Source organism: Streptomyces sp. NRRL F-5650 (genome assembly GCF_000721365.1).
Classification (GTDB): domain Bacteria; phylum Actinomycetota; class Actinomycetes; order Streptomycetales; family Streptomycetaceae; genus Streptomyces; species Streptomyces ardesiacus.
Genome location: NZ_JOGV01000022.1, coordinates 1 through 26,192 on the forward strand (window position 1 = coordinate 1; position 26,192 = coordinate 26,192).

Consider the following 26,192-nt stretch of genomic DNA (forward strand, 5'->3'; position numbering starts at 1 on the left):
CCCCTCCGCCCCCTGGACCCCCGGCCTATGCCCACCCACCACCCGACTCGGTCGGCCAGGAAGCCACCCCCGAAGACCGGCCCGGACGCCCGAGAAGGCACCCCGAACCGACTCGGGCGGCCAAGCCCCGTCCCGGCTCGGGCGTCCGAATGACGCCCCCAGCCCCGGGCCCCGTCAGCCCTGCGGTGCGCCTGTTCCCGGCTCGGGCGATCGAGCGGCAGCGCCGTCGCGGGTCGGGGGGTCGAGTGGCGTGGCCGGTTTTGGTGGGGGGAAGGGGGGAGGGGCTTGCGGAGCTGGTGCCGGGAGCCGGGAGGGCTAGCTCTGCGGCAGGTGTCTCCTTGCGAAGTCCAGTTCCAGGGACACCTGCTTGATGCGTTCGTCGACGACCAGGGAACCGTGGCCCGCGTCGTAGCGGTAGACCTCGTGGACGGCGCCCCTGGCCTTGAGGCGGTCCACGTAGTTCTCCACCTGGCGGATCGGGCAGCGGGGGTCGTTGACGCCGGCGGAGATGTACACCGGGGCCTTGACGTCGTCGACGTAGGTCAGCGGGGAGGACGCCTCGAAACGCTCGGGGACCTCCTCGGGGGTGCCGCCCAGCAGGGTGCGGTCGAGGGCCTTGAGGCCCTCCATCTCGTCGTGGTACGCCGTGACGTAGTCCGCGACCGGCACGGCCGCGATCCCCAGCGTCCACGCCTCGGGCTGGGTGCCGATGCCGAGCAGCGTGAGGTAGCCGCCCCAGGAGCCGCCGGTGAGGATCAGTCGCTCGGGGTCCGCGAGGCCCGAGGTCACCGCCCACTCGCGCACCGCCGCGATGTCCTCCAGCTCGATGAGGCCCACCCGGTGCTTGAGGGCGTCGGTCCAGGCGCGGCCGTACCCGGTGGAGCCCCGGTAGTTGACGCGGACCACCGCGTACCCGTGGTCCACCCAGGCAGCCGGGCCCGCGGCGAAGGCGTCGCTGTCGTGCCAGGTCGGGCCCCCGTGGATGTCGAAGACCGTCGGGAGCGGACCAGCCGCCCCCGCCGGCTTCTGGACCAGGGCGTGGATGCGGCCTCCGGGCCCCTCCACCCACACGTCCTCCACCGGGACCGAGCCGGGCGACTTCAGGCCGGGCGGGTCCAGGACGACGTGGCCGGTGGTGGAGCGGACCGCCGACGGCTCGGCGGCCGAGGACCACAGGTACTCCACCGTCCCGTCGGGGCGGGCCGTGGCCCCGGAGACGGTGCCCGCGGGGGTGTCGATCTGCGTCAGTCCGCGCTCGGCGAAGTCGTAGCGGAACAGCTCGCTGCGGGCCTCGAAGCCGTGCACGATCAGCAGGGCGGAGCCGTCCGGGTACCACTCGGCGCTGACGTCGCCGGGCAGTTCCAGGGCGAGGTCGGTCTGCTCGCCCGTCGCCACGTCCCACACCAGGGGCTCCCAGCGGCCCCGGCGCTGGTGGCCGATGAGCAGGCGGGTGTCGCCGTCGACCGGCGCGAAGCCCAGGACCTCAAGGCCCAGCTCCTTGCTGCCGCCCTCGGTGTCGTCCAGCTCGGCGACCTTGCTCCCGTCGGGACGCAGGACGCGCAGCGCCGAGTGCATCGCGTCGCCGTGCTCGGTGTGCTCGATCGCGATCAGGGAGCCGTCGTGGGAGAGGTCGCCGACGCCCGCCGACTCGCGGTGCCGGTAGATCTCCGCCGGAGGGCCGCCCGCGTACGCGAGGTGGATCGTCGTACCGTCCTCGTCCGTCGAGCGGCCGATCACCGCGGTGCGCCCGTCCCGGCCGAGGGCGAGGCCCGCCGGGTAGGAGGGGGCCAGGCCGGGCACGGCCGGCTCGTCCGCGCCGCCCGCGAAGGGCTGGCGCCGCCAGACGCCGAACTCGTCGCCGTCCTTGTCGTCGAACCACCAGATCCATTCGCCGTCGGGCGCGAGCACCCCGTCCGTCGTGCCGTTGGGCCGGTCCGTGACCTGGCGCTGCTCGCCGCTCGCCCGGTCCCAGGCGTACAGCTCGTACGTCCCCGTCGCGTTCGACACGAACAGGGAGCGGTCCGGGGCGTCCTCGGCCCAGTCGGGCAGCGACACCCTCGGCGCCCGGAACCGCTTCTCCCAGTCGGGCATCGGCCCGTCGTCCCGCGTGCGCCGCCCGTCCGCGCCCCGCTCGTCCCCGTTCCCGTCCACGTCCATGTCCACGGCCGCGTCCACGTCCGGCGGCACGGGCCCGTTGCTCTCAGTCATGGCCCCATACTGCCCCGACCGGGCGACATCGCGCTGAAGAGATCCCCAGCCTGTGGACAACCCCCTCCGCCCGCCCCTCCTCCCCCCACGTTTTCCACAGCCCCGCTGCGGGGCCACGCGGCGCGCACCGTACCGTGGTAGGCGTGTACCGGTTTCTGCTGACGCCCCGATGGTGGGGGATCAACGTCTTCGTCGTCCTGGCCATCCCCTTCTGCATCTTCATGGGTTCCTGGCAGCTCGGCCGGTTCGAGGACCGGGTGCAGGACCACGAGACCGCCACCACCCAGCAGGAGTCCGGCCGCCGGGAGGCGGCGCGCCCGCTGGCCGAGATGCTGCCCGTGGACAAGGCGACGGTCGGCAGGCAGACCACGGTCACCGGCCGGTACGACGATCAGTTCCTGGTCCCCGAGCGGAAGCTGGACGACCGCACGGGCTTCTACGTCCTCACCCTCCTGCGCACCGACGGCGGCGAGGCGCTGCCCGTCGTGCGCGGCTGGCTGCCCGGCGAGCCCGACCCGGCCAGGGCCCCCGCCCCGCCCGCCGGCGAGGTCACCGTCACCGGATCGCTCCAGGCCGCCGAGTCACCCGGCAGCAACGGCGTCAGCGGACGCTCGGGCTGGCCCGACGGGCAGACCGGCTCGATCAGCGCGGCGACCCTGCTGAACCTGGTGTCCTACGACGTCTACGACGCGTGGGTCACGCTGAACGAGGGCGACTCCGGGATGCGGGCCGTGCCGGTGAGCGCGCCGCAGAACACGGGCCTCGACCTGAAGGCGTTCCAGAACCTGGGCTACACCGCCGAGTGGTTCGCCTTCGTCGGCTTCGTGATCTTCATGTGGTTCCGGCTGCTGCGCCGGGAGCTCGAACTCGCCCGCGACGCGGAGCTGGGCCTGGCCCCCGAGGACGAGCAGCCGGACGGACAGGGCGATCAGCCGGACGGTCGGGACGAGGAGAGCGGGGACAAGGCCGGCGGGGACAAGGCGGGACTGGTCTCCTGACCGGCCCTCGGAGTCACGCCCCCCAGTCCGTCTCCTGACCGGCCCCCGGCCCCCGGCGTCACGCGCCCGAGTCCGCCAGCAGTCCCGTCCAGTACACCGTCCCGGTGCACGCGTTGGGCACCGTGGCCGTCGCGGAACCGGAGCCGCCCTCGGGGGTGTACGTCACCGACACGCTTCCCTCGGCAGGGCCGTCCGCGGTGAGCAACTGGGGCGCGGGCGCCGCCTCGCCGCCGCCCCCCGCGGCGCCGCCGCCCGAGGCGGCCGTGTCGTCGCTGGGCGAGGGGTCGGGCGAGGGTCCGCCGGTGCCGCCGCCCGTGGGACCGCCGGTGGTGGGGCAGGTCTCGGACGGCACCCACGCGAACCGCACCTCGTACGCGGCGCCCGCGGCCAGCGTCAGCGAGGGCGCCTCCAGTGAGGGGTCGGGCAGCCCGGCCGCGGCGTCCCCGGCGGCGTGCCGCGCGGTGCCGACCCGGGCGGCGTCCGCGGCGCCCAGCGTGGCGGTGACCACACTGCCGGGGCCGGTGACCGTACAGCCGCCCGGGGAGACGTTGGTGACCCGGAAGGAGCCGTAGACCACGCCCGTGGAGTCGGGGGCCGCGGTGCCGGCGACGGCCGGGGCGAGCGAGCCCGGCGCACAGACGGGCACGTCGGCGGGGCTGCTGGCGCTGGGGACGTCCGAGGGGGACGAGCCCGTCGCGGCGCCGCTCTTCTCGCCGCCCGGCGTCTCCTCGGGACCGGCCTTGTCCTTGCCCTCCGGGGCGTCCCCCGAACCGGCGACACCGCTCTGGCCGCCGGCCGGGTCCTTGCCCTGGGAGACGCCGCCCTGGGCCTGTGAGGCGTTGCCTGCGACGGACGGGTCGGCTCCCGCGCCGGTGGAGTTGGAGACGTGCACGAGGGCCGGGACCGCCGTGCCGAGGAAGAGGACGGCGGCGGCCGCGCCGACGGCGGCCTGGCGCTTGCGGGCCCGCCGGGCGGGCACGGCCCGCCGCAGGTGCTCCAGGGTGCCCTCACTCGGCTCGATCTCGCCGACCGCCCGCCGCATCATCGCGCGCAGGACGGCCGCCTCGTCGGCGGCCGGTCCGTCGGGCCCCCCGACATCGGAACCGCGCTCGGCGGGCCCCCGGGCGTCGGAACCGCGCCCAGCAGGCCCCCCGACATCGGAACCACGCCCAACAGGCCCCCCAACGTCGGAACCACGCCCAGCGGGTCCCCCGGCGTCGGAGCCGTGCTCGGCAGGCCGCCCGGCGTCGGAGCCGTGCTCGGCGGGGCCCCGGGCGTCGGGGCCGTGCTCGGCGGGGCCGTGGTTCACAGTTCCGTTCCCAGCGTGCGTCTGCTCGTGCTGCTCCCGCCCTCCCGGACCGGCGGGCGCATCGTGCTCCCCGGGGGCGTCGTGTCCCCGGTCGGCGCCGTGTCCCCCGTGGCCGTCCGGGCGCGCGTCGTTGCCGTCGCTCATGCCGGTGCCTCCATGGCCACCCTGAGCGCCGCGATCCCGCGCGAGCCGTACGCCTTGACCGAGCCCAGGGATATGCCGAGCGTCTCGGCGACCTGGGCCTCCGTCATGTCGGCGAAGTAGCGCAGGACCAGCACCTCGCGCTGGCGGCGCTGCAGTCCCTTCATCGCCTTGATCAGGGAGTCCCGCTCCAACTGGTCGTAGGCGCCCTCCTCCGCGCTCGCCATGTCCGGCATCGGCTTGGACAGGAGCTTGAGGCCGAGGATGCGGCGGCGCAGCGCCGAGCGGGAGAGGTTGACCACCGTCTGACGCAGGTACGCCAGGGTCTTCTCCGGGTCCCGGACGCGTTTGCGCGCCGAGTGGACGCGGATGAAGGCCTCCTGGACCACGTCCTCGCAGGAGGCGGTGTCGTCGAGGAGGAGGGCGGCGAGGCCGAGCAGCGAGCGGTAGTGCGCCCGGTAGGTCTCGGTGAGGTGGTCGACGGTGGTGCCCGCCGCCACCTCCTCGGCGCCGTCGCGCTCGTTCGTCATGCGGGCCGGCCGCGCTGCGGGCATGGGCGCGATCACCGGCATGCCACCGGCCGGCCCGGCCACACGGGGACGGACGGACCGGGCGGGCGGGACGGGCGGACGCAGTGCCGCTCCCCGTACCCCTGCGGTGAATTCGAGAACCTCTGCCACGCCAGTTGGACTCGTCCGCCCCCGTGAGGGTTGTACGTGCCGGACGTCACGTTCCCGCGTCCGCCGGTCCGCCGCCCGGACGGTCTCCCGGGCAGCCACCCGCCTGACGGTGCGTCATAGGCCCTCATCGTCCGCTCTTCCCCTATGTCCCGTGTGAACGGGCGTCCCCACGCCCGTCTCCGGCGTCCCCACGCCGGACCACGCGCCCCCGCGCCCCCGAAGGGGTGCCCGCAAAGACGCTCCCCGCCGCTCGCGCGGTTGCGGAGGGCGGGGAGCAAATCCTCTGACGGCACGGGTGCCGGGTACAAGTAGTCCGGACCAACTTCCGGATCACATCCCGTCCGGGAATCCTACAAACGAAACCCACAACGGCCAGGGCTTTCGCCCCGACGATCCATAGTTGACCGGGAGTCAGGAGAACTCGGCCGCCACCAGTTCCGCGATCTGCGCCGTGTTCAGCGCGGCGCCCTTGCGCAGGTTGTCCCCGCAGACGAAGAGTTCGAGCGCGGTCGGGTCGTCCAGGGCCCGGCGCACCCGGCCCACCCAGGTGGGGTCGGTGCCGACCACGTCGGCGGGCGTGGGGAACTCCCCCGCGGCCGGGTCGTCGAAGAGTACGACGCCGGGCGCGGTGGCCAGGATCTCCCGGGCGCCCTCGACGCTGACGTCGCCCTCGAAGCGGGCGTGCACGGTCAGGGAGTGCGTGGTCACGACCGGAACCCGTACGCAGGTCACGGCGACCGGCAGGTTCGGCAGCCCGAGGATCTTGCGGGACTCGTCCCGCACCTTCATCTCCTCCGAGGACCAGCCGTCCTCCCGCAGCGACCCGGCCCACGGTACGACGTTCAGCGCGACCGGCTCCGGGAACGGCCCGGTGTCGTCGCCGACGGCCCGCCGCAGGTCGCCGGGGTGGGTCCCCAACTCGGTCCCGGCCACCAGCGACAACTGCCGGCGCAGCGTCTCCACGCCGTCCCGCCCGGCCCCGCTGACCGCCTGGTACGAGGAGACGACCAGCTCGCGCAGACCGAACTCGGCGTGCAGCGCGCCCAGCGCCACGATCATGGACAGCGTCGTGCAGTTCGGGTTGGCGACGATCCCGCGCGGCCGCATCCGCACCGCGTGCGGATTGACCTCGGGCACGACGAGCGGCACGTCCGGGTCCATCCGGAACGCGCCCGAGTTGTCGACCACCACCGCGCCCTTGGCGGCGGCGAGGGGCGCCCACTGGGCGGCGACCTCGTCGGGCACGTCGAACATGGCGACGTCGACCCCGTCGAAGGCCTCCTCGGACAGTGCGACGACCTCGACCTCCTCCCCGCGCACGGCCAGCTTGCGGCCGGCCGAGCGCGGGGAGGCGATCAGGCGGATGTCGCCCCAGACGTCCGCGTGCTGGGACAGGATCTGGAGCATGACCGAGCCGACGGCACCGGTGGCGCCCACGACGGCGAGCGCGGGCCTGCCGGTGCGGCCGTCCCGGCCACGGTCCTGCGTACCGGACATCAGCGTCCGGTGCCTCCGTAGACGACGGCCTCGTCACGGTCGGAATCGAGCCCGAAGGCGGTGTGCACGGCGCGCACGGCCTCGTTCACGTCGTCCTTGCGGGTGACGACCGAGATGCGGATCTCGGAGGTCGAGATCAGCTCGATGTTCACCCCGGCGTCGGAGAGCGCGGTGAAGAAGTCGGCGGTGACACCGGGGTTGCTCTTCATGCCCGCGCCGACCAGCGAGATCTTGCCGATCTGGTCGTCGTAGCGCAGCGAGTCGAAGCCGATGCCCGGGCGGTTCTTCTCCAGCGCGTCGATGGCCTTGCGGCCCTCGCTCTTGGGCAGCGTGAACGAGATGTCCGTCAGGCCCGTGGAGGCGGCGGACACGTTCTGCACGACCATGTCGATGTTGACCTGGGCGTCGGCGATGGCGCGGAAGATCGCGGCGGCCTCGCCCGGCTTGTCGGGCACCCCGACAACCGTGACCTTGGCCTCGGAGGTGTCGTGCGCGACTCCGGAGATGAGGGCCTGCTCCACGTGCTTTTCCCCTTGCTTGATCGGCTCGCTGCTGACCCACGTGCCCTGCAGTCCGCTGAAGCTGGACCGCACGTGGATCGGGATGTTGTACCGGCGGGCGTACTCCACGCAACGGTGGAGCAGCACCTTGGAGCCGGAGGCAGCGAGCTCCAGCATGTCCTCGAAGGAGATCCAGTCGATCTTCTTCGCCTTCGGCACCACGCGCGGGTCGGCGGTGAACACGCCGTCGACGTCGGTGTAGATCTCGCAGACGTCCGCGTCGAGCGCGGCGGCGAGGGCGACGGCCGTGGTGTCGGAGCCGCCGCGGCCCAGCGTGGTGATGTCCTTGCTGTCCTGGCTGACGCCCTGGAAGCCGGCGACGATGGCGACGTTGCCCTCGTCCACCGAGGTGCGGATGCGCCCCGGCGTGACGTCGATGATCCGGGCCTTGTTGTGGACCGAGTCGGTGATGACTCCGGCCTGGCTGCCGGTGAACGACTGGGCCTCGTGACCCAGGTTTTTGATCGCCATGGCCAGCAGCGCCATGGAGATGCGCTCTCCGGCGGTCAGCAGCATGTCGAGTTCACGTCCGGCAGGGATGGGGGAAACCTGCTCGGCGAGATCGATCAGCTCGTCCGTCGTGTCGCCCATCGCGGAAACGACGGCGACCACCTGGTTGCCGTTCTTCTTCGCTTCCACGATCCGCTTGGCGACGCGCTTGATGCCTTCGGCATCGGCTACGGAGGAGCCTCCGTACTTCTGCACGACAAGGCCCACGTGCGCTCCTCGCTCAATCCGTCTCTTTCCGCACGTACGTATATGTACTGCGGTCGGCTCATTTTACCGAGCGTCCGGATTTCCCCCCTGCGGTATCGCATGGTGAGACCCGGGTACTCGCTCAGGCTGGCTCATGCCCAGGGGGAGGCGGGTCACTCGGGAAAGTGCGGTGTGTCACACGTTCACAAGTGCCTTCCCGCCACGGGGAAAGGCGACTTGGTTGAACGTGCAACCCTTGGGCCCGGTGGTGAGTCTGAGGGCTGTGGCGCGCGGTGCGCCACGTCCGAGGAGGATCACCGCCTTGTCTCACGCACGCCCGTGGCGCGGACGGCTCGCCGTCGCCGCTTCCGTCGTTCTCGCCACCGCCGTCGGCGCCGGGCTTCCGGCCCTTCCGGCCGCGGCGGCTCCGCCGGCCCAGCAGACGGTCACGGCCGCCACGGCCACGTTCCCGGTCCACCACAAGATCGTGGCCGTCACCGCATCGGGGTACCTGACCTGGGACGACACCAGGAACGACCGGGCCTGGGTGCGGGCCTCGGACGGCGCCGTGACCGATCTGGCCGACAGCCTGCCCATGCAGGCCACCGGGTACGGCGACCTCGTGGCCGTACAGCCGCGCCGCGACACCGCGGAACTGCTGGACGTGGCCACCGGCCACAAGGTCTTCGACATCTTCGTCCAGCCGGCCGCCGGTCTCGGCTACGCGGGCGCCGCGGGCCAGGCACTCTTCAGCACGGACAGCAGCGCGCCCGCGGGCGCCGACCTGTTGATGCACACCAAGGACGCCGGCCCGACCCCCGTGACCGGCCTCCCGGCCGACGCCACCGACCGCCGGGTCAGGCCCGGAACGTCCGCGCACGCACTGGTCACCTACACGAGCGGCGGGAAGAAGTACTGGGGACTGCTCGACCTCGCGACCGGCGCCGTGACGGAGACCGGCCTGCGCGACGAACCGTCCGGCGACGGCGACATCGCCGTCTCCGAGGACTACGTCGCCTGGGTGGAGTACGGCGCGGAGCGGACCAGCATCGTGGTCCGCACGCGTGCCACGGGCGGGACCCAGCGGGTCAGGATGCCTGCCTGGACGCCCCGTGGCCTCCGGATCGGCCTCCAGGGCGACCACGTGGTGCACGGCGACCCGGGCGGCCTGACCGACGCCGACGAGAGCGTCCTGCACGACCTGACCGCCCGCGACCTGAGGACCGGTGTCGCCACCAAGCTGCTGGACCACCTCACCTCCGCCGCCGTCTCCCCCGACGGCGTCCTCTACGTGCGCGGCGGCACCGTCGCCCAGGGCGAGGGCGTCTACCGCATCGGCTCCGACGCCGACGGCACCCCGGTCGCGGCCATGGTCGCGAGCACCGGCGAACCGACCAGGCTCACGCTCGTCGGCCAGAACGTCCCCCCGGTGGTCGACCTCGACCGCGACGGCGGCCGGGTCAAGCTGCGCTGGACGCTGTCGCGGGACAACGCGGAGCTGTGGGTGACGCTGCGTCACAGGAACTCCGGGAAGACCGCGCAGGCTGTGTTCTACGGGCCCGAGCCGACGGACTTCACCTTCGACTGGCGGGGCGACGTCGAGCACATGTCGGCCGACGCGCCCAACGGCGACTACACGTGGGAGATTTCGGCCCGCCCGCGCAACGGCATCGGCCCGACCCTGACCGCCTCCGGCTCCTTCGAGGTCGTGCGGGCGGCCGCGCCGCACGACTACACGGACAACGGCAGCCCCGACCTCCTGACCCGCGACGCGTCCGGCCGCCTGTGGCGCACCGACTCCTACTTCCGCCCGCTGGACGGGCAACTGTCCCGCGCCTCGGAGCAGAAGCTCGTCGGCGGCGGCTGGAGCACCTACGACCGCATCGAGGCGGCCGGCAACCTCGGCGGCGCCGCCCACGGGGACCTGGTCGCCCGCGACAAGGCCGGCGTCCTCTGGCTCTACCTGAGCAAGGGCGACGGCACCTTCGCGCCCCGCACGCGGATCGGCGGCGGCTGGAACACCTACGACAAGATCACCGCGGGCAGCGACCTCACCAACGACGGGCGGGCCGACCTCCTGGCCACCGACAAGAGCGGTGTCCTGTGGCTCTACAAGGGCACCGGCGACTGGCGGGCCCCCTTCGCCGCCCGCACCCGGGTCGGCGGGGGCTGGGGCGTCTACAACGACCTGACGGCCACGGGCGACCTCGGCGGCGCCGCGACCGGCGATCTCGTCGCCCGCGACAAGGCCGGCGTCCTCTGGCTCTACCTCGGCAAGGGTGACGGCACCTTCGCGCCCCCCACGCGGATCGGCGGCGGCTGGAACACCTACCGGCATCTCGTCGGCATCGGTGACGCCAACCACGACGGACGCCCCGACCTGTACGCCTACGGCCCCGAGTCCACGCGCTACTACCCCGGCACCGGCGACTGGCACGCCCCCTTCGGCAGCGGGCAGCCCGACACCGTCCTCGACACGTACCCGGACCACACGGCCGTTTCCTGACCTCGGGGAAGCCCGGGGTGTACTCCTGGCGGCGCCCGGGCAGGTGGCGGCGCGGGAGTGGCCGCCGGGCGGGCAGCGGCTCGGGGGGCCGGCGGGGGACGCCGACCGTCAGCCACGTCGGCGTCCGGCGCTGGAGGGAAACACGCGGCCGCTGCGCTGGTACAGCGTGCCGACGGTCACCGCGCCGTACGTGTGCCCCGTGCGGCTGCGGGCCGCGCCGGCATGACGCGAGGGCGGAGAGGCCGTACGGGCGGAGCGGCGTGAGTCCGCCGGGCGGACCGCGTCACGTGACCGGGCGCAGCCCCAGCGGGCCCGCGATCTCCCGCACCATGACGTGGCCGGCCTCCGTCTCCAGGGCGTCGTCACCGAGGTCCTGGTCGGTGTCGAGGCCGTCCAGCTCCTCCAGGGGCTGGTTCAGGCGGACGTGGGCGACGACCGACTGGAGGGCGCGCAGGGTCGCGGAGGCGGTGGAGCCCCAGTTGGAGAAGTAGGAGAACTGCCACCACCACAGCGCCTCCGTGGTGCGGCCGGCCTTGTAGTGGACCATCCCGTGGCGCAGGTCGGTGATGACGTCGGTGAGGTCGTCGGAGATGCGGGCCGGGACCGGGGCCCGGCGCGGCTCGTAGGGGTCGAAGACCTCGGAGTAGACGTCGATCGGTTCGAGGATGCGGGCCAGGTTCTCGCGGAGCTGGTCCACGTCCTGCTCCGGTCCGGGGTCGGGCTCGTAGCGCTCGTCGGGGACGATGTCCTCGTGGGCGCCCAGGCGGCCCCCGGCCAGCATGAGCTGGGAGACCTCCAGGAGGAGGAAGGGGACGGCCGAGTCGGGCTCGTCGCCCTTCGCCACCTCGGTGACGGCGACCAGGAAACTCTCGATCTGGTCGGCGATCTGGACCGCGAAGTCGTCCGGGTTCTGGTCGGTCGCGTGCAGCGTGGCGTCAGACATCTAGGAGTCGTCTCCCCTCGAAGGCACGGCCGAGGGTCACCTCGTCCGCGTACTCCAGGTCGCCGCCCACCGGGAGGCCGCTGGCCAGGCGGGTGACCTTGAGGCCCATGGGCTTGATCATGCGGGCGAGGTACGTGGCCGTGGCCTCGCCCTCCAGATTCGGGTCCGTGGCCAGGATCAGCTCCGTGACGGTGCCGTCCGCCAGGCGGGCCAGCAGCTCACGGATGCGGAGGTCGTCGGGGCCGACCCCGTCGATCGGGCTGATCGCGCCACCGAGCACGTGGTAGCGCCCGCGGAACTCGCGGGTGCGTTCGATGGCGACGACGTCCTTCGGCTCCTCCACCACGCAGATGACGGAAGGGTCGCGCCGGGTGTCGCGGCAGATGTTGCACTGCTCCTCCTGCGCGACGTTCCCGCAGGTCGCGCAGAAGCGGACCTTGGCCTTCACTTCCATGAGGGCCTGGGCGAGCCGCCGTACGTCGGTCGGCTCGGCCTGCAGGACGTGGAAGGCGATCCGCTGCGCGCTCTTGGGACCGACGCCGGGCAGCCGCCCGAGTTCGTCGATGAGGTCCTGGACCACGCCTTCGTACAACGGACTGCCGTCCTTCCTGAGGTTCGTGCACTACGTACGGTAGATGGATCCGGGCGGTCTGAGGAAGGCGAACCGGGAAAGGGCCGGTTCCGCCCGGCTCAGAACGGCAGGCCGGGGATGCCGCTGCCGCCGCCCAGGCCCTGGGCGAGCGGGCCGAGCTTCTGCTGCTGGAGGTTCTGCGCGTTCTCGTTGGCCGCCTGGACGGCGGCGACGACCAGGTCGGCGAGGGTCTCGGTGTCCTCGGGGTCCACCGCCTTCGGGTCGATCACGAGGCCGCGCAGCTCGCCGGAGCCGGTGACCGTGGCCTTCACCAGGCCGCCGCCCGCCTGGCCGTCGACCTCGGTCCGGGCCAGTTCCTCCTGGGCCTTCGCCAGGTCCTGCTGCATCTTCTGGGCCTGCTGCAGCAACTGCTGCATGTTGGGCTGGCCACCACCGGGGATCACGTTCAGCTCCCATCACGTCCGGTCACGACGGTTTTGCCGTTCGGCACGAGCCTACGTGGTCCGGGCGGCCCTCGCCCCAGCACTCTTTCGAGTGACGCTGTCGAAGCCCTATACCTGATCAACGCCCTCTTCCGGGCGGAAAAGCGGCGGAACCCGGCTCTTCGCCACCCATTGGGCGGTAGGAAGGGTTCCGGCGCGAGGTTCCGGCGCAGGGTTCCGGCGCGGGGTTCGGCGTACGAGTCCTCGCGGACGGCGGGCGGTACGGCGAGCAGTGGCGAGCAGTAGGGAGTGCCGGGTGGGTCAGCCGGAGATGCAGCCCGAGGGGCCGCCGCAGCACGGGCGGAACGGCGAGGGGGCGGCCGGGACGCGGCCGGGCGACCTGACCGGGCGGGCGTTTCCCCTCGGGGACTGGACACTGCCCGCCGAGCGGCTGGACGAGCTGTACCGGTGGGTGGAGCGGGGCGCGCTGGACACGGCGGCCTGGTATCTCGCGGACCGGGTGTGGAAGCGGCGCGGTGCCGTGCTGCTGCGGGGCGGGGCCGCGGTGGGAGCCGTCGCCGGGGCGGCGCTGCCGCTGCTGGACCTGTCCGGGGCGCTGGGCGGGGTCGCGCGCTGGGGGTATCTGGCGCTGCTGTGGGCGGTGGCGTGCGTGGCCGGTGACCGGTACTTCGGGGTCACGTCCGGCTGGATGCGGGACGTGGCCACGGCGCAGGCGGTGCAGCGCCGGCTCCAGGCGCTCCAGTTCGACTGGGCGTCGGAGAGTGTGCGGGAGGTGCTGGGTCCGGCCGAGGGCACGGCGAGCGAGGCCGCGGAGCGGTGCCTGCTGGTACTGCGGCGGTTCTCCGAGGACCTGACGGAGCTGGTGCGGGCGGAGACGGCCGACTGGATGGCGGGCTTCCGGACGGGACCGGCGCCCCTGGGCCCGCACGGCGCGGCGGCCGACGGTCACCGCGCGGAGGGCGGGGGCCCGGGCACCGGGCGGTTCACCGTCCCGCCGCAGAACGGCACCCGCCCGAACATGCCCCGCCAGCGCCCGCCGGAGCCCCGGTGACCCCCGGCGGGATCGCGCCCCCCGCACGGGCGGACGCTCAGCGACGGGTGTAGACGAGGGACTCGCCGGTGTCGTCGTTGGTGCGCTGGAGGCTGCCGTCCGGCAGCAGGGTGACCGTGGAGGACCCGCCCGGGGCACAGCTCGCGGGCGGGCCCGTCCTGACCTCGGACGGACCGAGCCGCAGCGGGCCGTCGGTGCCCGGCTCGGCGGCGAGGGAGGCGTCGAAGACGCAGTGATAGGTGCCGGTGTCCGTCGGGCCGTCCGCCACGAGGGTCATCACCGTGTCGCCGACCTCGCCCTGCGCGATGGTCAGGCTCCGGGGGTGGGAGCCGGAGGCGTTGTCGATGGCGGTCGCCCACTCGCCCACGTAGGCGGCCGGGACCGTGCCCTCGTCGGCCGCCGGAGCGGTCGAACCGGCCGAGGGTCCGGACGGGCCGGGGTCCTGGGGTGCGCCGGTGGTCCGTCCCGGAGTGGGGTCGCCACCCGCGCGGTGGTCGCCGTCGCCGCGCATCAGGGCGTAGACGGCACCGCCCGCGCCCAGCGCGACCACCAGGGCGACGACGATCAGCAGCGCGGTGGTACGGGCGCTGCGCGGCGGCTCGTACGGGCCGTACGGCTGCGGCGGCCCCTGGGGCGGGGTCGCACCGACGCCCCCGCCGTACGGGTGCTGGTACCCGGGGTGCGGGGAGCCGGGGTACGCCGCGTCGGGCCCCGGGACGGACGCGTGGGCGTGGGCGGCCGACGGGGACGCCGGCGGGCTCTGGCCCGCGACGAGGGTGGGGCGGTGGTCCAGCGGGGCACCACCGCTCCCCGGCTCCCGCGGCGGAGGCGGACTCCCCGGCACCGCACCGGCCCCGGGAACGGCACCCACGCCCCCGGCGCCCGCGTCTCCAGTGCCCGCCTCCCCGCTGCCCGCCTCCCCGGTGCCCGCGGCACGGGGGTCCACGCCATGGGCCACCCCACCGTCGATCCGGGCACCGCCGACCTGCACACCGCGGGTCCCGGCACCACCGGGCACCGCCCCGCCGGGCACACCCGCACCCGGCACCGCACCACCGGACACACCCGCGCCACCCGGCCCTCCACCACCAAACCCCGCACCACCAGCCCCAGCAACACCAGCCCCCGCACCGCCAGCACCCACCCCACCGGACACACCAGCACCCGGCACCGCCCCGCCGGGCACACCCGCACCCGGCACCGCACCACCGGACACACCCGCGCCATCCGGCCCCCCGCCACCAGGCCCCGCACCACCCGGCACCCCGCCGCCACCCGGCACCGCACCCCCCGCACCAGCGGCCGCCGAGACCGCAGCGGCCCCTGGCGTCCCCGTGGCCCCCGGTGCCCCGGGGGTGTCGTCGGGTCCCGGGGCTTCGGGGTTCTCCGTGTCGAGGAGGCGGACCGCGTGGCGGCCGAGTTGGGCCACCAGGGCGCTGGGCAGCCACGGGTCGCGGGAGCGGCCGTGGGTGACCGTGTCCTGCGCGCCCGTGCGCTCCAGGAGTTCGGCGAGACCCGGCCGCGCGGCGGGGTCCTTCCGCAGGCAGTCCCGGACCAGGTCGGCGATGCCCTCGGGCACACCCTCCAGGTCGGGCTCCTCCTGCGCTATGCGGAACATCAGCGCGTGCACGCCGCTGGTCGCCGTGCCGAAGGGCAGCTTGCCCGTGGCGGCGTAGGTGAGGACGGAGCCGAGGCAGAAGACGTCGCACGCGGGCGTGACACGGTCGCCCTGCACCTGTTCGGGCGCCATGAAGCCCGGCGAGCCCACGAGCGCGCCGGTGCGCGTGACACCGCCGTCGGTCACCGTCTCCAGGGCGCGCGCGATGCCGAAGTCGATGACGCGGGGGCCGTCGATGGTGACCAGGACGTTGGACGGCTTGAGGTCCCGGTGGACGATCCCGGCGGCGTGGATGTCCTGGAGGGCGTGGGCGAGACCGGCCGCCAGCGTGCGCACCGACCGCTCCGGCAGCGCGCCGTGGTCGTGCCCGACGACCTGCTGGAGGCTCGGCCCCGCGACGTACCCCGTCGCGACCCACGGCACCGCGGCCTCGGTGTCCGCGTCCAGTACGGGCGCCGTCCAGTACCCGCCGACCCGCCGCGCGGACTCGACCTCCTGCCGGAAGCGCTCCCGGAACTCCTCCACCGCGGCCAGTTCCTCGCGCACCAGCTTCACGGCGACGGTGCGCCCGCGGTCCGAACGGGCCAGGTAGACGTGGCCCATGCCGCCCGCCCCCAGCCGCCCCAGCAGCCGGTAGGCCCCGATGTGCTGTGGGTCCCCGCCCCCGAGCTTCCGCATGCGGCGCCGCCTTCCCCCCGATCGTGAGCAACAGGGCGAGGATAGTGCGGGGCCGGCCGCCGGCAGCGCGGGCTTCCTCCACGGTTCCGTAACGGAGCGCCCGCGTGCGTCGACAACCTGTCGTGGAAAGCTCCCGACCGCAGACAGGACGCCGATTCCGTTTCCGCATCGCGGACATCTACCCTCGGCCGCATGACCCCTCAGCCCTCCCCCCAGACCGGCGCCGCCGTGAAGGCCGCGGACCGCGCGCACGTCTTCCACTCCTGGTCAGCGCAAGAGCTGATCGACCCGCTCGCCGTCGCCGGCGCCGAGGGGTCGTACTTCTGGGACTACGACGGCAAGCGCTACCTCGACTTCTCCAGCGGGCTCGTCTACACGAACATCGGCTACCAGCACCCCAAGGTCGTCGCCGCGATCCAGGAGCAGGCGGCGAGGATGACGACCTTCGCCCCCGCGTTCGCCGTCGAGGCGCGCTCGGAGGCGGCCCGGCTGATCGCCGAGCGGACCCCCGGCGACCTGGACAAGATCTTCTTCACCAACGCCGGCGCCGACGCCGTCGAGCACGCCCTGCGCATGGCGCGGCTGCACACCGGACGCCCCAAGGTGCTCTCCGCGTACCGCTCGTACCACGGCGGCACCCAGCAGGCGGTCAACGTCACCGGTGACCCGCGCCGCTGGGCCTCCGACAGCGGCACGGCCGGGGTCGTGCACTTCTGGGCGCCGTTCCTGTACCGCTCGCGCTTCTACGCCGAGACGGAGGAGCAGGAGTGCGCCCGGGCACTGGAGCACCTGGAGACGACGATCGCCTTCGAGGGCCCGGGGACGATCGCCGCGGTCGTCCTGGAGACGATCCCGGGCACGGCGGGGATCATGACGCCGCCCGCCGGATATCTCGCCGGGGTGCGCGAGATCTGCGACAAGTACGGCATCGTCTTCGTGCTCGACGAGGTCATGGCCGGTTTCGGGCGGACGGGCACGTGGTTCGCGGCCGACCTGTACGACGTCGTGCCGGACCTGATGACCTTCGCCAAGGGCGTGAACTCGGGCTACGTGCCCCTCGGCGGCGTCGCGATCTCCGGCGAGATCGCCGCGACCTTCGCCGAGCGGCCCTACCCCGGCGGACTGACCTACTCCGGGCACCCGCTGGCCTGCGCCGCCGCCGTCGCCACGATCAACGTCATGGCGGAGGAGGGCGTCGTCGAACACGCGGCGCGGCTCGGTGCCGAGGTCGTAGCACCGGCGCTGCGGGAGCTGGCCGAGCGCCACCCGAGCGTGGGCGAGGTGCGCGGCACCGGCATGTTCTGGGCGCTGGAGCTGGTGAAGGACCGGGAGACCCGCGAACCGCTGGTGCCGTACAACGCGACCGGGCAGGCGGCCACGCCGATGTCCGCGTTCGCCGCCTCCGCCAAGGCCCACGGGCTGTGGCCGTTCGTGAACATGAACCGCACCCACGTGGTCCCGCCGTGCAACATCACCGAGGCGGAGCTGAAGGAGGGCCTCGCCGCCCTGGACACGGCACTGTCCGTGGCGGACGAGTACACACAGTAGGCGGAAGGGGCCGAGGGGTCCGAGCGCGTAGGGTTGCGTGCTCGTACACGGTAGACATGTGTACGAGCACGCCCCCGGACGACGCCTTGCGCGACGCCCCGCACGCGACGAGGAGACGCCCGCCCATGCCCGGCCCCCGCGGTACCGGTGCCGTCACGCGCAGCACCCTGCGGCAGCAGATCGCCGACGCGCTCCGCGACGAGGTGCTGGCGGGGAGGCTCCAGCCGGGGCAGGAGTTCACGGTCAAGGAGATCGCCGAGCAGTACGGGGTGTCGGCGACGCCCGTGCGCGAGGCCCTGGTCGACCTGTCCGCGCAGGGGCTCCTCGACGCCGACCACCACCGCGGCTTCCGCGTCCACGAGTACTCGGTCGACGACTTCCGCGGCATGATCGAGGCCCGCAGCCTGGTGACCGACGGGATGTTCCTCGCCCTCGCCGCGGACCTGCCGGACCCGGGCGACCCGCGCGTCGCCCTCGCCCTCGCCGGGGTCCGGCGCCGCGGCGAGGAGGCCCAGCGCGCCGCCGCGGCCGGTGACCTGACCGTCCTGATCGGCTACGACCTGCGCTACTGGCGCGAGCTGGCCGCCCTGTTCGGCAACCCCTACCTCTCCGACTTCCTGCACCGGCTGCGCGTGCAGAGCTGGGTGTGCACGGTGCAGCACCTGCGCCGGCTCGGCGAACTGCGCGGCGCGCTGTGGTCCGGGCACACCGAACTGGTCGACGCCCTCGCCCACCGCGACGTCCCCGGCGCACGCGCGCTCGTCGACGCGTACAACGCCCACTCGCTCGGCCTCATCGAGGGGCTCACCGCCGGATGACCAAGGCCGGACGTGTCGTGGTCCGGCCCCAGATGGGTAAGGGACCTGCACGCAACGCGCCCCGGCGCACACCGACTACGCTGCCCTGACCACCGTGCTGTGTGAGGAGCCCTCTTTTGGCCTGTGACCTGTGGCTGGTACCGCTCGTCGACGTTTTGTGCCACACGCCGGACAACCCGTTCGCCGAGGAACTCGCGCAGTACGACAAGGTGCTGGCCGAGGCCGGGCTGCCGCCGGTGCCGGTGTACCAGTACATGCCGGGCCTGTCCGGCGAGGTCGCCCCGGTGGCCGGTTTCGACTACGACGCCCTGCACTTCCTGCGCCGGGCGCACCTCCTCCAGATGTGCGGCCTGCCGGTGACCCCGGTGGACGAACTCGGCGGTGACTACGAGCAGTTGCTGGAGATGTTCGAGTCGACGGCCCAGCAGTCCCACCTCGTGTGGCACTACGACCACGCGGGCGCCTACGTCCCGGTCGACTTCCCGCACCCGCTCGCCGACGACGAACTCCTCGCGGGCGGAGGCCCCCTGGGCTCCTCGCACCGCCTGCTGCGGGAACTGGAGGCCGTCGCCCCGGCCCTCGGCATCGACCCGGCCAATCCCCCGGCCGCGCCGCAGCCGCCGCTCGCCCCGACGGAGCTGGAGGAACCGGCCGTGCCCGGACCGTACGACTCCAGCCCGTTCGCCCGGGAGCGCCATGTGTGGCTCGGTCTGCACGCGGCGGCGACCCGGAGCCTGGCGCAGGGATCGATGATCGTCTTTAGCTGACGGGAACAGTCCGTTACGACCTCCACGACCGCGCTACGGCCTCCACGGCCTCCACGACCGTCATGGCCTCTACGACACCAGTGTGATGCCCGGCGGCCACAGCACCCCGGCGGCCAGCAGCAGCGCCGGTCCCAGGTGGACCGGGCACACCCGCAGCGGCGGCCGCAGGTGCCGGGCGACCTCGAAGCGGACCGGGTCGCCGCAGTCGTCGGGCCCGTTCTCGCCGCCGTACGGGCCCCGGCAGCGGGCGGTGCTGTAGCGGTCGGTCATGCACCAGATCCGACACCACCGGGCCCGCGGACGCCCGGTGGAGGGGGCCGAACGCAGGGCTACAGGACGGTGTCGGCGTCCTCCAGGCCGATGCACTTGCGCTCCTGCGGGAGCCACTTCACGGCGGGGTCCAGGGTGGCGAGGATGCCGCCCACCTCCTCGCGCGGGCCGGAGTAGGTGAACTCCACGGCCGGTGAGCGGCCGTAGGTGCGCAGGACGCTCACGCCGTCGCTCTTGAGCCGGTCCTCGTCCAGGACCCAGTCGACACCGTCCGCGGTGACGCAGAGGTTGACGTTCGGCTGCAGTTCCTCGGCGCCGCAGCGGAAGACGGCCTTCTGTCCGCCCCAGGACGCCACCGCGTTGCCGAGGGCCCAGTCGCGCGAGGCGCCGGGTATGTCGTCGGGGAGGCGGGAGACCACCTTGTCGCACTTGGGGTCGTCGGCGTGCGGGGCCGCGGAGACGCGGTGGCCGTCGACGTAGAAGGCACCGCCGGTCACGGCGACGGCGGCCACGGCCAGCCAGATCCACGTCCGGGTGGTGGGCTTCCGCATGTTCCGCTCGCTCCGTGCTGTACGTCCACTGAATGGCCCTGAGGCTGCGGCCAGCGTATCCGCCGTCCCGATGCCGACGGCCGGGGCCCCGTGCGGGGTCCCGGCCGTCGGTGTGCGTGCGCGGTGTGCGGTGCGCCGGCGGGTCCTACAGGAACGAGTTGATCTCGATCGTCTCGTCCCGGCCCGGGCCGACGCCGATCGCGGAGATCGGCGCGCCGGACATCTCCTCCAGCGCCCTGACGTACGCCTGGGCGTTCTTCGGCAGGTCGGAGAAGGACTTCGCCTTGGTGATGTCCTCGCTCCAGCCGGGCAGCGTCTCGTAGACCGGCTTCGCGTGGTGGAAGTCGGACTGCGAGTACGGCAGCTCCTCGACGCGCTTGCCGTCGATCTCGTAGGCCACGCAGACCGGGATCTGCTCCCAGCCGGTGAGGACGTCGAGCTTGGTGAGGAAGAAGTCGGTGAGGCCGTTGACGCGGGTGGCGTAGCGGGCGATCACCGCGTCGAACCAGCCGCAGCGCCGGTCGCGGCCGGTGGTGACGCCGCGCTCGCCGCCGATGCGGCGCAGGGCCTCGCCGTCCTCGTCGAACAGCTCGGTCGGGAAGGGACCGGCGCCGACGCGGGTCGTGTACGCCTTGAGGATGCCGATGACCCGGCTGATCTTCGTCGGGCCCACGCCGGCGCCGGTGCAGGCGCCGCCCGCGGTCGGGTTCGACGAGGTGACGAAGGGGTACGTGCCGTGGTCGATGTCGAGCAGCGTGCCCTGGCCGCCCTCGAAGAGGACCACCTTGTCGTCGTCGAGGGCCTGGTTGAGGACCAGGACGGTGTCGGCGACGTAGGGGGCGAGCTTGTCCGCGTAGCCCAGCAGCTCCTCGACGACCTGGCCGGTGGCGATGGCGCGGCGGTTGTAGAGCTTGGTGAGCATCTGGTTCTTGACGTCGAGCGCCGCCTCGACCTTCTGGGTGAGGATCGACTCGTCGTAGAGGTCCTGGACCCGGATGCCCACGCGGTTGATCTTGTCGGCGTACGTGGGGCCGATGCCGCGCCCGGTGGTGCCGATCTTGCGCTTGCCGAGGAAGCGTTCCGTCACCTTGTCGACGGTGACGTTGTACGGCGTGATGATGTGGGCGTTGCCGCTGATCAGGAGCTTGGACGTGTCGACGCCTCGCTCGTTCAGCCCGCTCAGCTCGGAGAACAGGACCGACGGGTCGACGACGACACCGTTGCCGATGACCGGCGTGCAGCCGGGGGAGAGGATCCCGGAAGGGAGCAGGTGGAGGGCGTACTTCTGGTCGCCCACGACTACCGTGTGGCCGGCGTTGTTGCCGCCCTGGTAGCGCACCACGTAGTCGACGGAACCACCGAGCAGGTCCGTCGCCTTTCCCTTGCCTTCGTCACCCCACTGAGCACCGAGCAGCACAAGTGCGGGCACGCGCGTACACCCCTTCCGGGCGGGGCATGTCCATGGTCGAGGGCGTATGCGACGGGTTTCCGCCACGTACACCGCGACCGTCGTTGGCCGCCAACCGTCGGACCGGGTGCCCCGGAATAGACGAAGCCCCTGGCGCAACAGCGCAAGGGGCTCTTGCACAAAGATGCTACCCGAGGAAGCGAGGCATGGCCGAGGTGGCGACTTCCGCGAGCTCTTCCGCGAACCCTTCCGCGAGGTCCGACCAGCTCCTGGTGGTCGTCGATCCGGCCGCCCGGCGGCTGGACGGGGAGTCCGTCCGGATCGCCAAGGACGTGCTCAGCGCGGGTGCGTCGCACACGAAGGTGTGTCTGCCGGACGGTCCGGAGGAGTTCGCGCGGGCGCTCGGGCGGCGCGGTTCGCGGCGTCCGGTGGTGGTCGGCGACGACGGTGCGCTGCTGCGGGCCGTGGCCCTGCTGCACCGGCAGCGGGAGCTGGCGGGCTGCGCGCTGTCGGTGGTGCCGGTCGGCCCCGCGCTCGGCCTCGCCCGGTCCCTGGGCCTGCCGACGGGGGCGGTGGCGGCGGCGCGGGCCGTCCTCGACGGCGCGGAACGGCGCCTGGACCTGCTCGTCGACGACAGCGACGGGGTGGTGCTGGGGGCTGTGGGGATTCCGCCGGTTCCGGTGCCGGTGCAGGAGGACGGGGGCCCCGGTCCGGGGGCGCTCCGCCCCTGGCTGCGGACCTGCCAGTCGCTCGTCCGGACGCTGGCGTCCTCGCGTCCGGCCCGCACGGCCGCGGCACCGGGCGCCGCCGGTCCGGTCCGGCTGCGGGTGGAGGTCGACGGGGTGACGCTGGTGGACCTCCACCAGCCGGTGGAGGCGCTGACGGTGATGCCGGGCGGCGGAGGGGTGGCCGTGGTGGAGGCGCGGCCGCTGTCGGTGGGCGCGCAGGCGGCGCCGCTGACGGCGAGCGGACGCACGGTGACCGTGTCGGGGGCGCACTTCCGGTACCGGGCCGACGCGGTGGTGTGCGGGCCGGTGGGGACACGGACGTGGGTGGCGCGGGAGGGGGCTTGGGGGCTGATGCTGCCGGCGGGGTAGGGCTGGTCAGGGGGCCGTGAAGCCGGCGGTGTCGAGCAGGCAGTCGAACGGGGCGGGGATCGGGAGCTTCTCGCCGAACGGCTTGGTGAAGCGGACCTCGTAGATCCCCTCGGGGGTGGGGGAGCCGTGGACGATGGCCTGCTCCTCCTGCATGTCGAGGACCAGGTAGACGGGAATGCCGGCCCTGGCATACACCCTGACCTTGTCGGTCAGGTCATTGGTTCGGGTGGCAGGGGAGGTCAGCTCGGCGACGAAGGACAGGGCCTCACCGTCCAGATGGCGGCTCTCGGTCTCGAAAGCCCGCTCGTGCGCCACGTGGATGTCCGGTCCGTAGGCGCACCCGTCTCCCGGGAAGACGTAGAGGAACGGCCCTCGTTCGATCACATGCGATTCGGGAAGGTGCGCCTCCAGTTGCTCGCACACCCGGCGCATGACCAGGAGGTGGTACCCCTTCGACCACGGCGACGCGACGATGCTCCCCCTCATGATCTCGGCCCGGTAGCCGTCGGGTACGACCAGTTCGTCGAGGGCCACCAGCAGTTCCTCGAAGCTCTGGTACTCAGTGCCGCTCATCGTCGGTCGCTCCGCCATGACAGTCATGATGCGCCCTCCCCTTGATGCGGACCCGCGACAACTCAGCGCAGTGGTCCGGCTACGCCGAAGTGACCCGCTTCTACGATCACCGCCACCCCCGCCCGAACCGCTCCTCCCGGTGCACCCGCCAGCGTTCCATCATCGCCGCGATCTCCCCGTCCACGAACTCGAAGAAGGCGAGCGTCTCGGCCATGCGCCGGCCCGCCGGGGTGTCGGCGCCGAGGCTGGCAACGCCCTCGCGCAGGGCGCTCTCCCAGCGCTTGAGCACGGCCTCGCGGTTGGTGAGCGCCTCGTACCACTGGTTGCTGTGCACCCGGTAACGCTCCCGGCGCGAACCCGGTTCACGTTCGCGCGCGACCATGTGCTGCTGGGAGAGGTAGCGCACGGCGCCGGAGACGGCGGCCGGGCTGACCCGCAGGCTCTCGCCGAGTTCCGCGGAGGTCAGGGAGCCCGAGTCGGAGGCCAGCAGGGCGGCGAAGACCCGGGCCGGCATGCGCTGCATCCCGGCCTCGACGAGCTGGGCCGCGAAGCCCTCCACGAACTTCGACACCGCCTCGGGGTCGCGCCCCGCCTCCGCTGGTTCCGTCGTCATCCGTCGATCATCCCTCACCCGGCGCGACCCCTCATCCTGACGGTTTCTTAACTTCACAAATTTCTGAAAGAAGCGTACGTTCCGAACCATGACGAAGGCAATCAGCGTCTCCGGTCTGCACAAGGCGTTCGGACGCACGCACGCGCTGGACGGTCTCGACCTGGAGGTCGTGGCCGGCGAGGTCCACGGGTTCCTCGGGCCCAACGGAGCCGGCAAGTCCACCACCATCCGGGTCCTGCTCGGCCTGCTGCGCGCCGACTCGGGCGCCGCCCGGGTGCTCGGCCGCGACCCGTGGGCGGACGCGGTCAGGGTGCACCGGCGGATCGCGTACGTCCCCGGCGACGTGACGCTGTGGCGCAACCTCTCCGGCGGCGAGGTCATCGACCTCTACGGCCGCCTGCGTGGCGGACTGGACACCCGGCGCCGCGCCGAGCTGGTCGAACGCTTCGAACTCGACCCGACCAAGAAGGGCCGCACCTACTCCAAGGGCAACCGCCAGAAGGTGGCCCTGGTGGCCGCCTTCGCCTCCGACGTCGACCTGCTGATCCTCGACGAACCCACCTCCGGACTCGACCCGCTGATGGAGGAGGTCTTCCAGCGCTGCGTGGCGGAGGAGCGCGAGCGCGGCCGGACGGTGCTGCTCTCCTCCCACATTCTCAGCGAGGTCGAGGAGCTGTGCGACCGGGTCAGCATCATCCGCAAGGGGCGGACCGTCGAGAGCGGATCGCTCGCCGACCTGCGCCACCTGACCCGGACCAGCGTCACCGCCGAACTCGCGGGCGCCCCGAACGGCCTCGCCCGCCTGCCCGGCGTCCACGACCTCGACGTCCGGGGACACCGCGTCCGGCTCCAGGTCGACACCGACAAGCTGGACGCCGTCCTGAGGTCGCTGAGCGAGACCGGCGTGCGCTCGCTGACGTCGACGCCGCCGACGCTGGAGGAGCTGTTCCTGCGGCACTACCAGGCCGAAGGCACGGAGTCCGGTGCGGAGGTGACGGCCCGATGACCGCCACCGCCGACGCCACCGCCCCGGCCTTCGCGGCCCGTTCCGGCGGCTCGCGCCAGCTCGCCGGCACCGGCACGCTGCTCCGCTTCGCCCTGCGCCGTGACCGTGTGCTGATCCCCGTCTGGGTCGGGGTGAACGCGCTCATGGTGCTGTCCATGCCGGGCACGATCAAGGGCCTGTACGGCACCGCCGCCGAACGCGCCGACCTGATGCGGCAGATGGAGACCAACTCCTCGCTGCGCGCACTGGTCGGCCCCGTCTTCGACGACGGTCTCGGCGCGCTCACCGCCTGGCGCGTCGGCCTGTACGCCGGTGCGCTCGCCGCCGTGATGAGCCTGCTGATCGTCGTACGGCACACCCGCGACGAGGAGGAGAGCGGACGGCAGGAGGTCGTCGCCTCCGGCATGGTCGGCCGACGGGCCCCGTTGACGGCGGCGCTGCTCACGGCGGCGGTCGCCAACGCCGCCCTGGCCCTGCTGGTCGCCGCCGGACTGGCCGGGCAGGGGGCGGCCGGCGCGCTCGCCCTCGGTCTCGGGGTCGCGGCCGTCGGCATGCTTTTCGCGACCACGGCGGCGATCGTCGCCCAGCTCACCGAGAGCGCACGGCTGGCCCGGGGGCTGACGGCGGCGGTACTGGGCGGCGCCTTCGTACTGCGGGCGGCGGGCGACTCGGCGACGGACGACGGCTCGTCGGTCCTGACCCGGGTGTCGCCGCTGGGCTGGCTGGAGAACGTGCGGGCCTTCGCGGACGAGCGGTGGTGGGTGCTGTTGCTGATCGCGGTCGCTGCCCTGGCGCAGGGGACGGTGGCCTACGCCCTGGCCGGGCGCCGGGACCTCGGGATGAGCTTTCTGCCGACCCGGCCGGGACCGGCCGCCGGGCGCCTGGGTTCGGCCGGCGCACTGGCCTGGCGCCTGCAGCGGGGCGGCGTCCTCGGCTGGAGCATCGGCTTCCTCCTCGCCGGTGTCGTCTACGGCGGGATGACGGAGGGGGCGGCGGATCTGGTCGGGGACAACGAGCAGGCCCGCGAAATCATCGAGCGGATGGGCGGGCAGGCCGGGCTCACCGACGCGTTCGTGTCGGCGATGGTCGGCATGCTCGGGCTGGTCGCCGCGCTGTACGTCGTGGCGTCGGTGCTGCGGCTCGGCGGCGAGGAGACCTCCGGGCGCGCGGAACCGGTGCTCGCGGGCGCGGTGGGCCGACTGCGGTGGGCCGCGGGACACCTGGTGATCGCCTTCGGCGGTGCGGCCCTCATCATGCTGCTCGCCGGGCTCGGTTTCGCCGCCGGGTACGGGCGGGACCTCGGGCCGATCCTGGGCGCGTGCCTGGTCCAGCTCCCCGCGGTGTGGGTGATCGGCGGTGCGGCGGTCCTGCTGCACGGGCTGCTGCCCCGGGCGGCGGTGGCCGCGTGGGCCGTCGCGGGCGCCGTACTGCTGCTGGGGTGGGTGGGACCGGCGCTGGACGTGCCGCAGACCGTACTGGACGTGTCGCCGTACGGGCACCTGCCGAAGCTGCCGGGCGGGGAGATGAGCTGGCCGCCGGTGCTGGTGCTGCTCCTGATCGCGGCGGCACTGGTGGCGGCGGGGCTCGCCGGGCTGCGGCGGCGGGACCTGACGTGACACCC

Annotated in this window: 23 protein-coding genes; 9 read left to right on the top strand and 14 right to left on the bottom strand. The window is 73.2% G+C overall.

Annotation, left to right across the window (positions count from 1 at the left end):
• Positions 1-315: 315 nt before the first annotated feature.
• Positions 316-2,091, bottom strand: a complete 1,776-nt coding sequence (locus tag IG88_RS0120295; RefSeq protein ID WP_051851988.1) for a S9 family peptidase — start codon at positions 2,089-2,091, stop codon at positions 316-318.
• Positions 2,092-2,351: 260 nt separating this feature from the next.
• Between IG88_RS0120295 and IG88_RS0120300 the strand changes: the two genes are divergently transcribed.
• On the top strand, positions 2,352-3,206 hold the full coding sequence (locus IG88_RS0120300; protein WP_199807478.1) for an SURF1 family protein: 855 nt from the start codon (positions 2,352-2,354) through the stop codon (positions 3,204-3,206).
• 58 nt (positions 3,207-3,264) lie between these two features.
• Here IG88_RS0120300 and IG88_RS0120305 read toward each other — a convergent pair whose 3' ends face one another.
• The 4 genes from IG88_RS0120305 to IG88_RS0120320 all read right to left on the bottom strand — a co-directional run bounded on the left by IG88_RS0120305 (position 3,265) and on the right by IG88_RS0120320 (position 8,110).
• The gene (locus IG88_RS0120305; protein ID WP_107452237.1) at positions 3,265-4,251 is read right to left on the bottom strand and encodes a hypothetical protein; all 987 of its coding nucleotides are present in this window, start codon (positions 4,249-4,251) and stop codon (positions 3,265-3,267) included.
• Positions 4,252-4,655: 404 nt separating this feature from the next.
• Positions 4,656-5,228, bottom strand: coding sequence for a SigE family RNA polymerase sigma factor (locus IG88_RS0120310; protein WP_030401374.1), 573 nt, complete (start codon positions 5,226-5,228; stop codon positions 4,656-4,658).
• 519 nt (positions 5,229-5,747) lie between these two features.
• The gene (locus IG88_RS0120315) at positions 5,748-6,833 is read right to left on the bottom strand and encodes an aspartate-semialdehyde dehydrogenase (RefSeq protein ID WP_031042981.1); all 1,086 of its coding nucleotides are present in this window, start codon (positions 6,831-6,833) and stop codon (positions 5,748-5,750) included.
• Positions 6,833-8,110, bottom strand: a complete 1,278-nt coding sequence (locus tag IG88_RS0120320; RefSeq protein ID WP_031042983.1) for an aspartate kinase — start codon at positions 8,108-8,110, stop codon at positions 6,833-6,835. Before IG88_RS0120320 ends, IG88_RS0120315 begins: the two co-directional genes overlap by 1 nt.
• Positions 8,111-8,411: 301 nt before the next feature.
• Here IG88_RS0120320 and IG88_RS0120325 point away from each other — a divergent pair, with 301 nt between their 5' ends.
• Positions 8,412-10,595, top strand: coding sequence for an FG-GAP repeat domain-containing protein (locus IG88_RS0120325; RefSeq protein ID WP_031042984.1), 2,184 nt, complete (start codon positions 8,412-8,414; stop codon positions 10,593-10,595).
• Between the two features lie 283 nt (positions 10,596-10,878).
• On the opposite strand, the gene IG88_RS0120330 is transcribed toward IG88_RS0120325, so the two are convergent.
• The 3 genes from IG88_RS0120330 to IG88_RS0120340 form a co-directional block, all read right to left on the bottom strand.
• The gene (locus IG88_RS0120330) at positions 10,879-11,538 is read right to left on the bottom strand and encodes a DUF5063 domain-containing protein (RefSeq protein WP_031042986.1); all 660 of its coding nucleotides are present in this window, start codon (positions 11,536-11,538) and stop codon (positions 10,879-10,881) included.
• Complete coding sequence (recR, locus tag IG88_RS0120335; RefSeq protein WP_031042987.1) at positions 11,531-12,130, bottom strand: recombination mediator RecR; 600 nt, start codon at positions 12,128-12,130, stop codon at positions 11,531-11,533. Before recR ends, IG88_RS0120330 begins: the two co-directional genes overlap by 8 nt.
• A gap of 98 nt (positions 12,131-12,228) precedes the next feature.
• Positions 12,229-12,573: a YbaB/EbfC family nucleoid-associated protein gene (locus tag IG88_RS0120340; protein ID WP_063760631.1), complete on the bottom strand. Its 345-nt coding sequence runs from the start codon at positions 12,571-12,573 to the stop codon at positions 12,229-12,231.
• Positions 12,574-12,868: 295 nt separating this feature from the next.
• Between IG88_RS0120340 and IG88_RS0120345 the strand changes: the two genes are divergently transcribed.
• Positions 12,869-13,624 carry an SLATT domain-containing protein gene (locus IG88_RS0120345; protein WP_031042989.1) on the top strand — a complete coding sequence of 252 codons (756 nt, stop codon included), beginning with the start codon at positions 12,869-12,871 and terminating at the stop codon, positions 13,622-13,624.
• A 37-nt stretch (positions 13,625-13,661) separates the two neighbouring features.
• On the opposite strand, the gene IG88_RS0120350 is transcribed toward IG88_RS0120345, so the two are convergent.
• Positions 13,662-15,920: a protein kinase domain-containing protein gene (locus IG88_RS0120350; RefSeq protein WP_031042991.1), complete on the bottom strand. Its 2,259-nt coding sequence runs from the start codon at positions 15,918-15,920 to the stop codon at positions 13,662-13,664.
• Positions 15,921-16,112: 192 nt separating this feature from the next.
• On the opposite strand from IG88_RS0120350, the gene IG88_RS0120355 reads away from it, so the two are divergent.
• The 3 genes from IG88_RS0120355 (at position 16,113) to IG88_RS0120365 (ending at position 19,053) form a co-directional block, all read left to right on the top strand.
• Positions 16,113-17,468 carry an aspartate aminotransferase family protein gene (locus IG88_RS0120355; RefSeq protein WP_031042993.1) on the top strand — a complete coding sequence of 452 codons (1,356 nt, stop codon included), beginning with the start codon at positions 16,113-16,115 and terminating at the stop codon, positions 17,466-17,468.
• Positions 17,469-17,593: 125 nt separating this feature from the next.
• Entirely contained in the window at positions 17,594-18,286 is a 693-nt protein-coding gene (locus tag IG88_RS0120360; RefSeq protein WP_031042996.1) for a GntR family transcriptional regulator, read from the top strand.
• A gap of 116 nt (positions 18,287-18,402) precedes the next feature.
• On the top strand, positions 18,403-19,053 hold the full coding sequence (locus tag IG88_RS0120365; RefSeq protein WP_031042998.1) for a hypothetical protein: 651 nt from the start codon (positions 18,403-18,405) through the stop codon (positions 19,051-19,053).
• Between the two features lie 69 nt (positions 19,054-19,122).
• On the opposite strand, the gene IG88_RS0120370 is transcribed toward IG88_RS0120365, so the two are convergent.
• The 3 genes from IG88_RS0120370 to IG88_RS0120380 form a co-directional block, all read right to left on the bottom strand.
• Positions 19,123-19,323, bottom strand: a complete 201-nt coding sequence (locus tag IG88_RS0120370; protein WP_031043001.1) for a hypothetical protein — start codon at positions 19,321-19,323, stop codon at positions 19,123-19,125.
• Between the two features lie 59 nt (positions 19,324-19,382).
• Positions 19,383-19,874, bottom strand: a complete 492-nt coding sequence (locus tag IG88_RS0120375; RefSeq protein WP_031043003.1) for a DUF3515 family protein — start codon at positions 19,872-19,874, stop codon at positions 19,383-19,385.
• Positions 19,875-20,019: 145 nt separating this feature from the next.
• Positions 20,020-21,303, bottom strand: a complete 1,284-nt coding sequence (locus IG88_RS0120380; RefSeq protein ID WP_031043006.1) for an adenylosuccinate synthase — start codon at positions 21,301-21,303, stop codon at positions 20,020-20,022.
• 185 nt (positions 21,304-21,488) lie between these two features.
• Here IG88_RS0120380 and IG88_RS0120385 point away from each other — a divergent pair, with 185 nt between their 5' ends.
• Positions 21,489-22,379, top strand: coding sequence for a diacylglycerol kinase family protein (locus tag IG88_RS0120385; RefSeq protein ID WP_031043008.1), 891 nt, complete (start codon positions 21,489-21,491; stop codon positions 22,377-22,379).
• A 6-nt stretch (positions 22,380-22,385) separates the two neighbouring features.
• Here IG88_RS0120385 and IG88_RS0120390 read toward each other — a convergent pair whose 3' ends face one another.
• Both IG88_RS0120390 and IG88_RS0120395 read right to left on the bottom strand, forming a co-directional pair.
• Entirely contained in the window at positions 22,386-22,979 is a 594-nt protein-coding gene (locus IG88_RS0120390) for a Uma2 family endonuclease (protein WP_031043011.1), read from the bottom strand.
• Positions 22,980-23,058: 79 nt separating this feature from the next.
• Positions 23,059-23,565: a GbsR/MarR family transcriptional regulator gene (locus IG88_RS0120395; protein WP_031043015.1), complete on the bottom strand. Its 507-nt coding sequence runs from the start codon at positions 23,563-23,565 to the stop codon at positions 23,059-23,061.
• An 88-nt stretch (positions 23,566-23,653) separates the two neighbouring features.
• On the opposite strand from IG88_RS0120395, the gene IG88_RS0120400 reads away from it, so the two are divergent.
• Entirely contained in the window at positions 23,654-24,571 is a 918-nt protein-coding gene (locus IG88_RS0120400) for an ABC transporter ATP-binding protein (protein ID WP_031043021.1), read from the top strand.
• Positions 24,568-26,187 carry an ABC transporter permease gene (locus IG88_RS0120405; protein WP_031043023.1) on the top strand — a complete coding sequence of 540 codons (1,620 nt, stop codon included), beginning with the start codon at positions 24,568-24,570 and terminating at the stop codon, positions 26,185-26,187. The genes IG88_RS0120400 and IG88_RS0120405 overlap by 4 nt, the downstream gene beginning before the upstream one ends.
• The last annotated feature ends 5 nt before the right edge of the window (positions 26,188-26,192 follow it).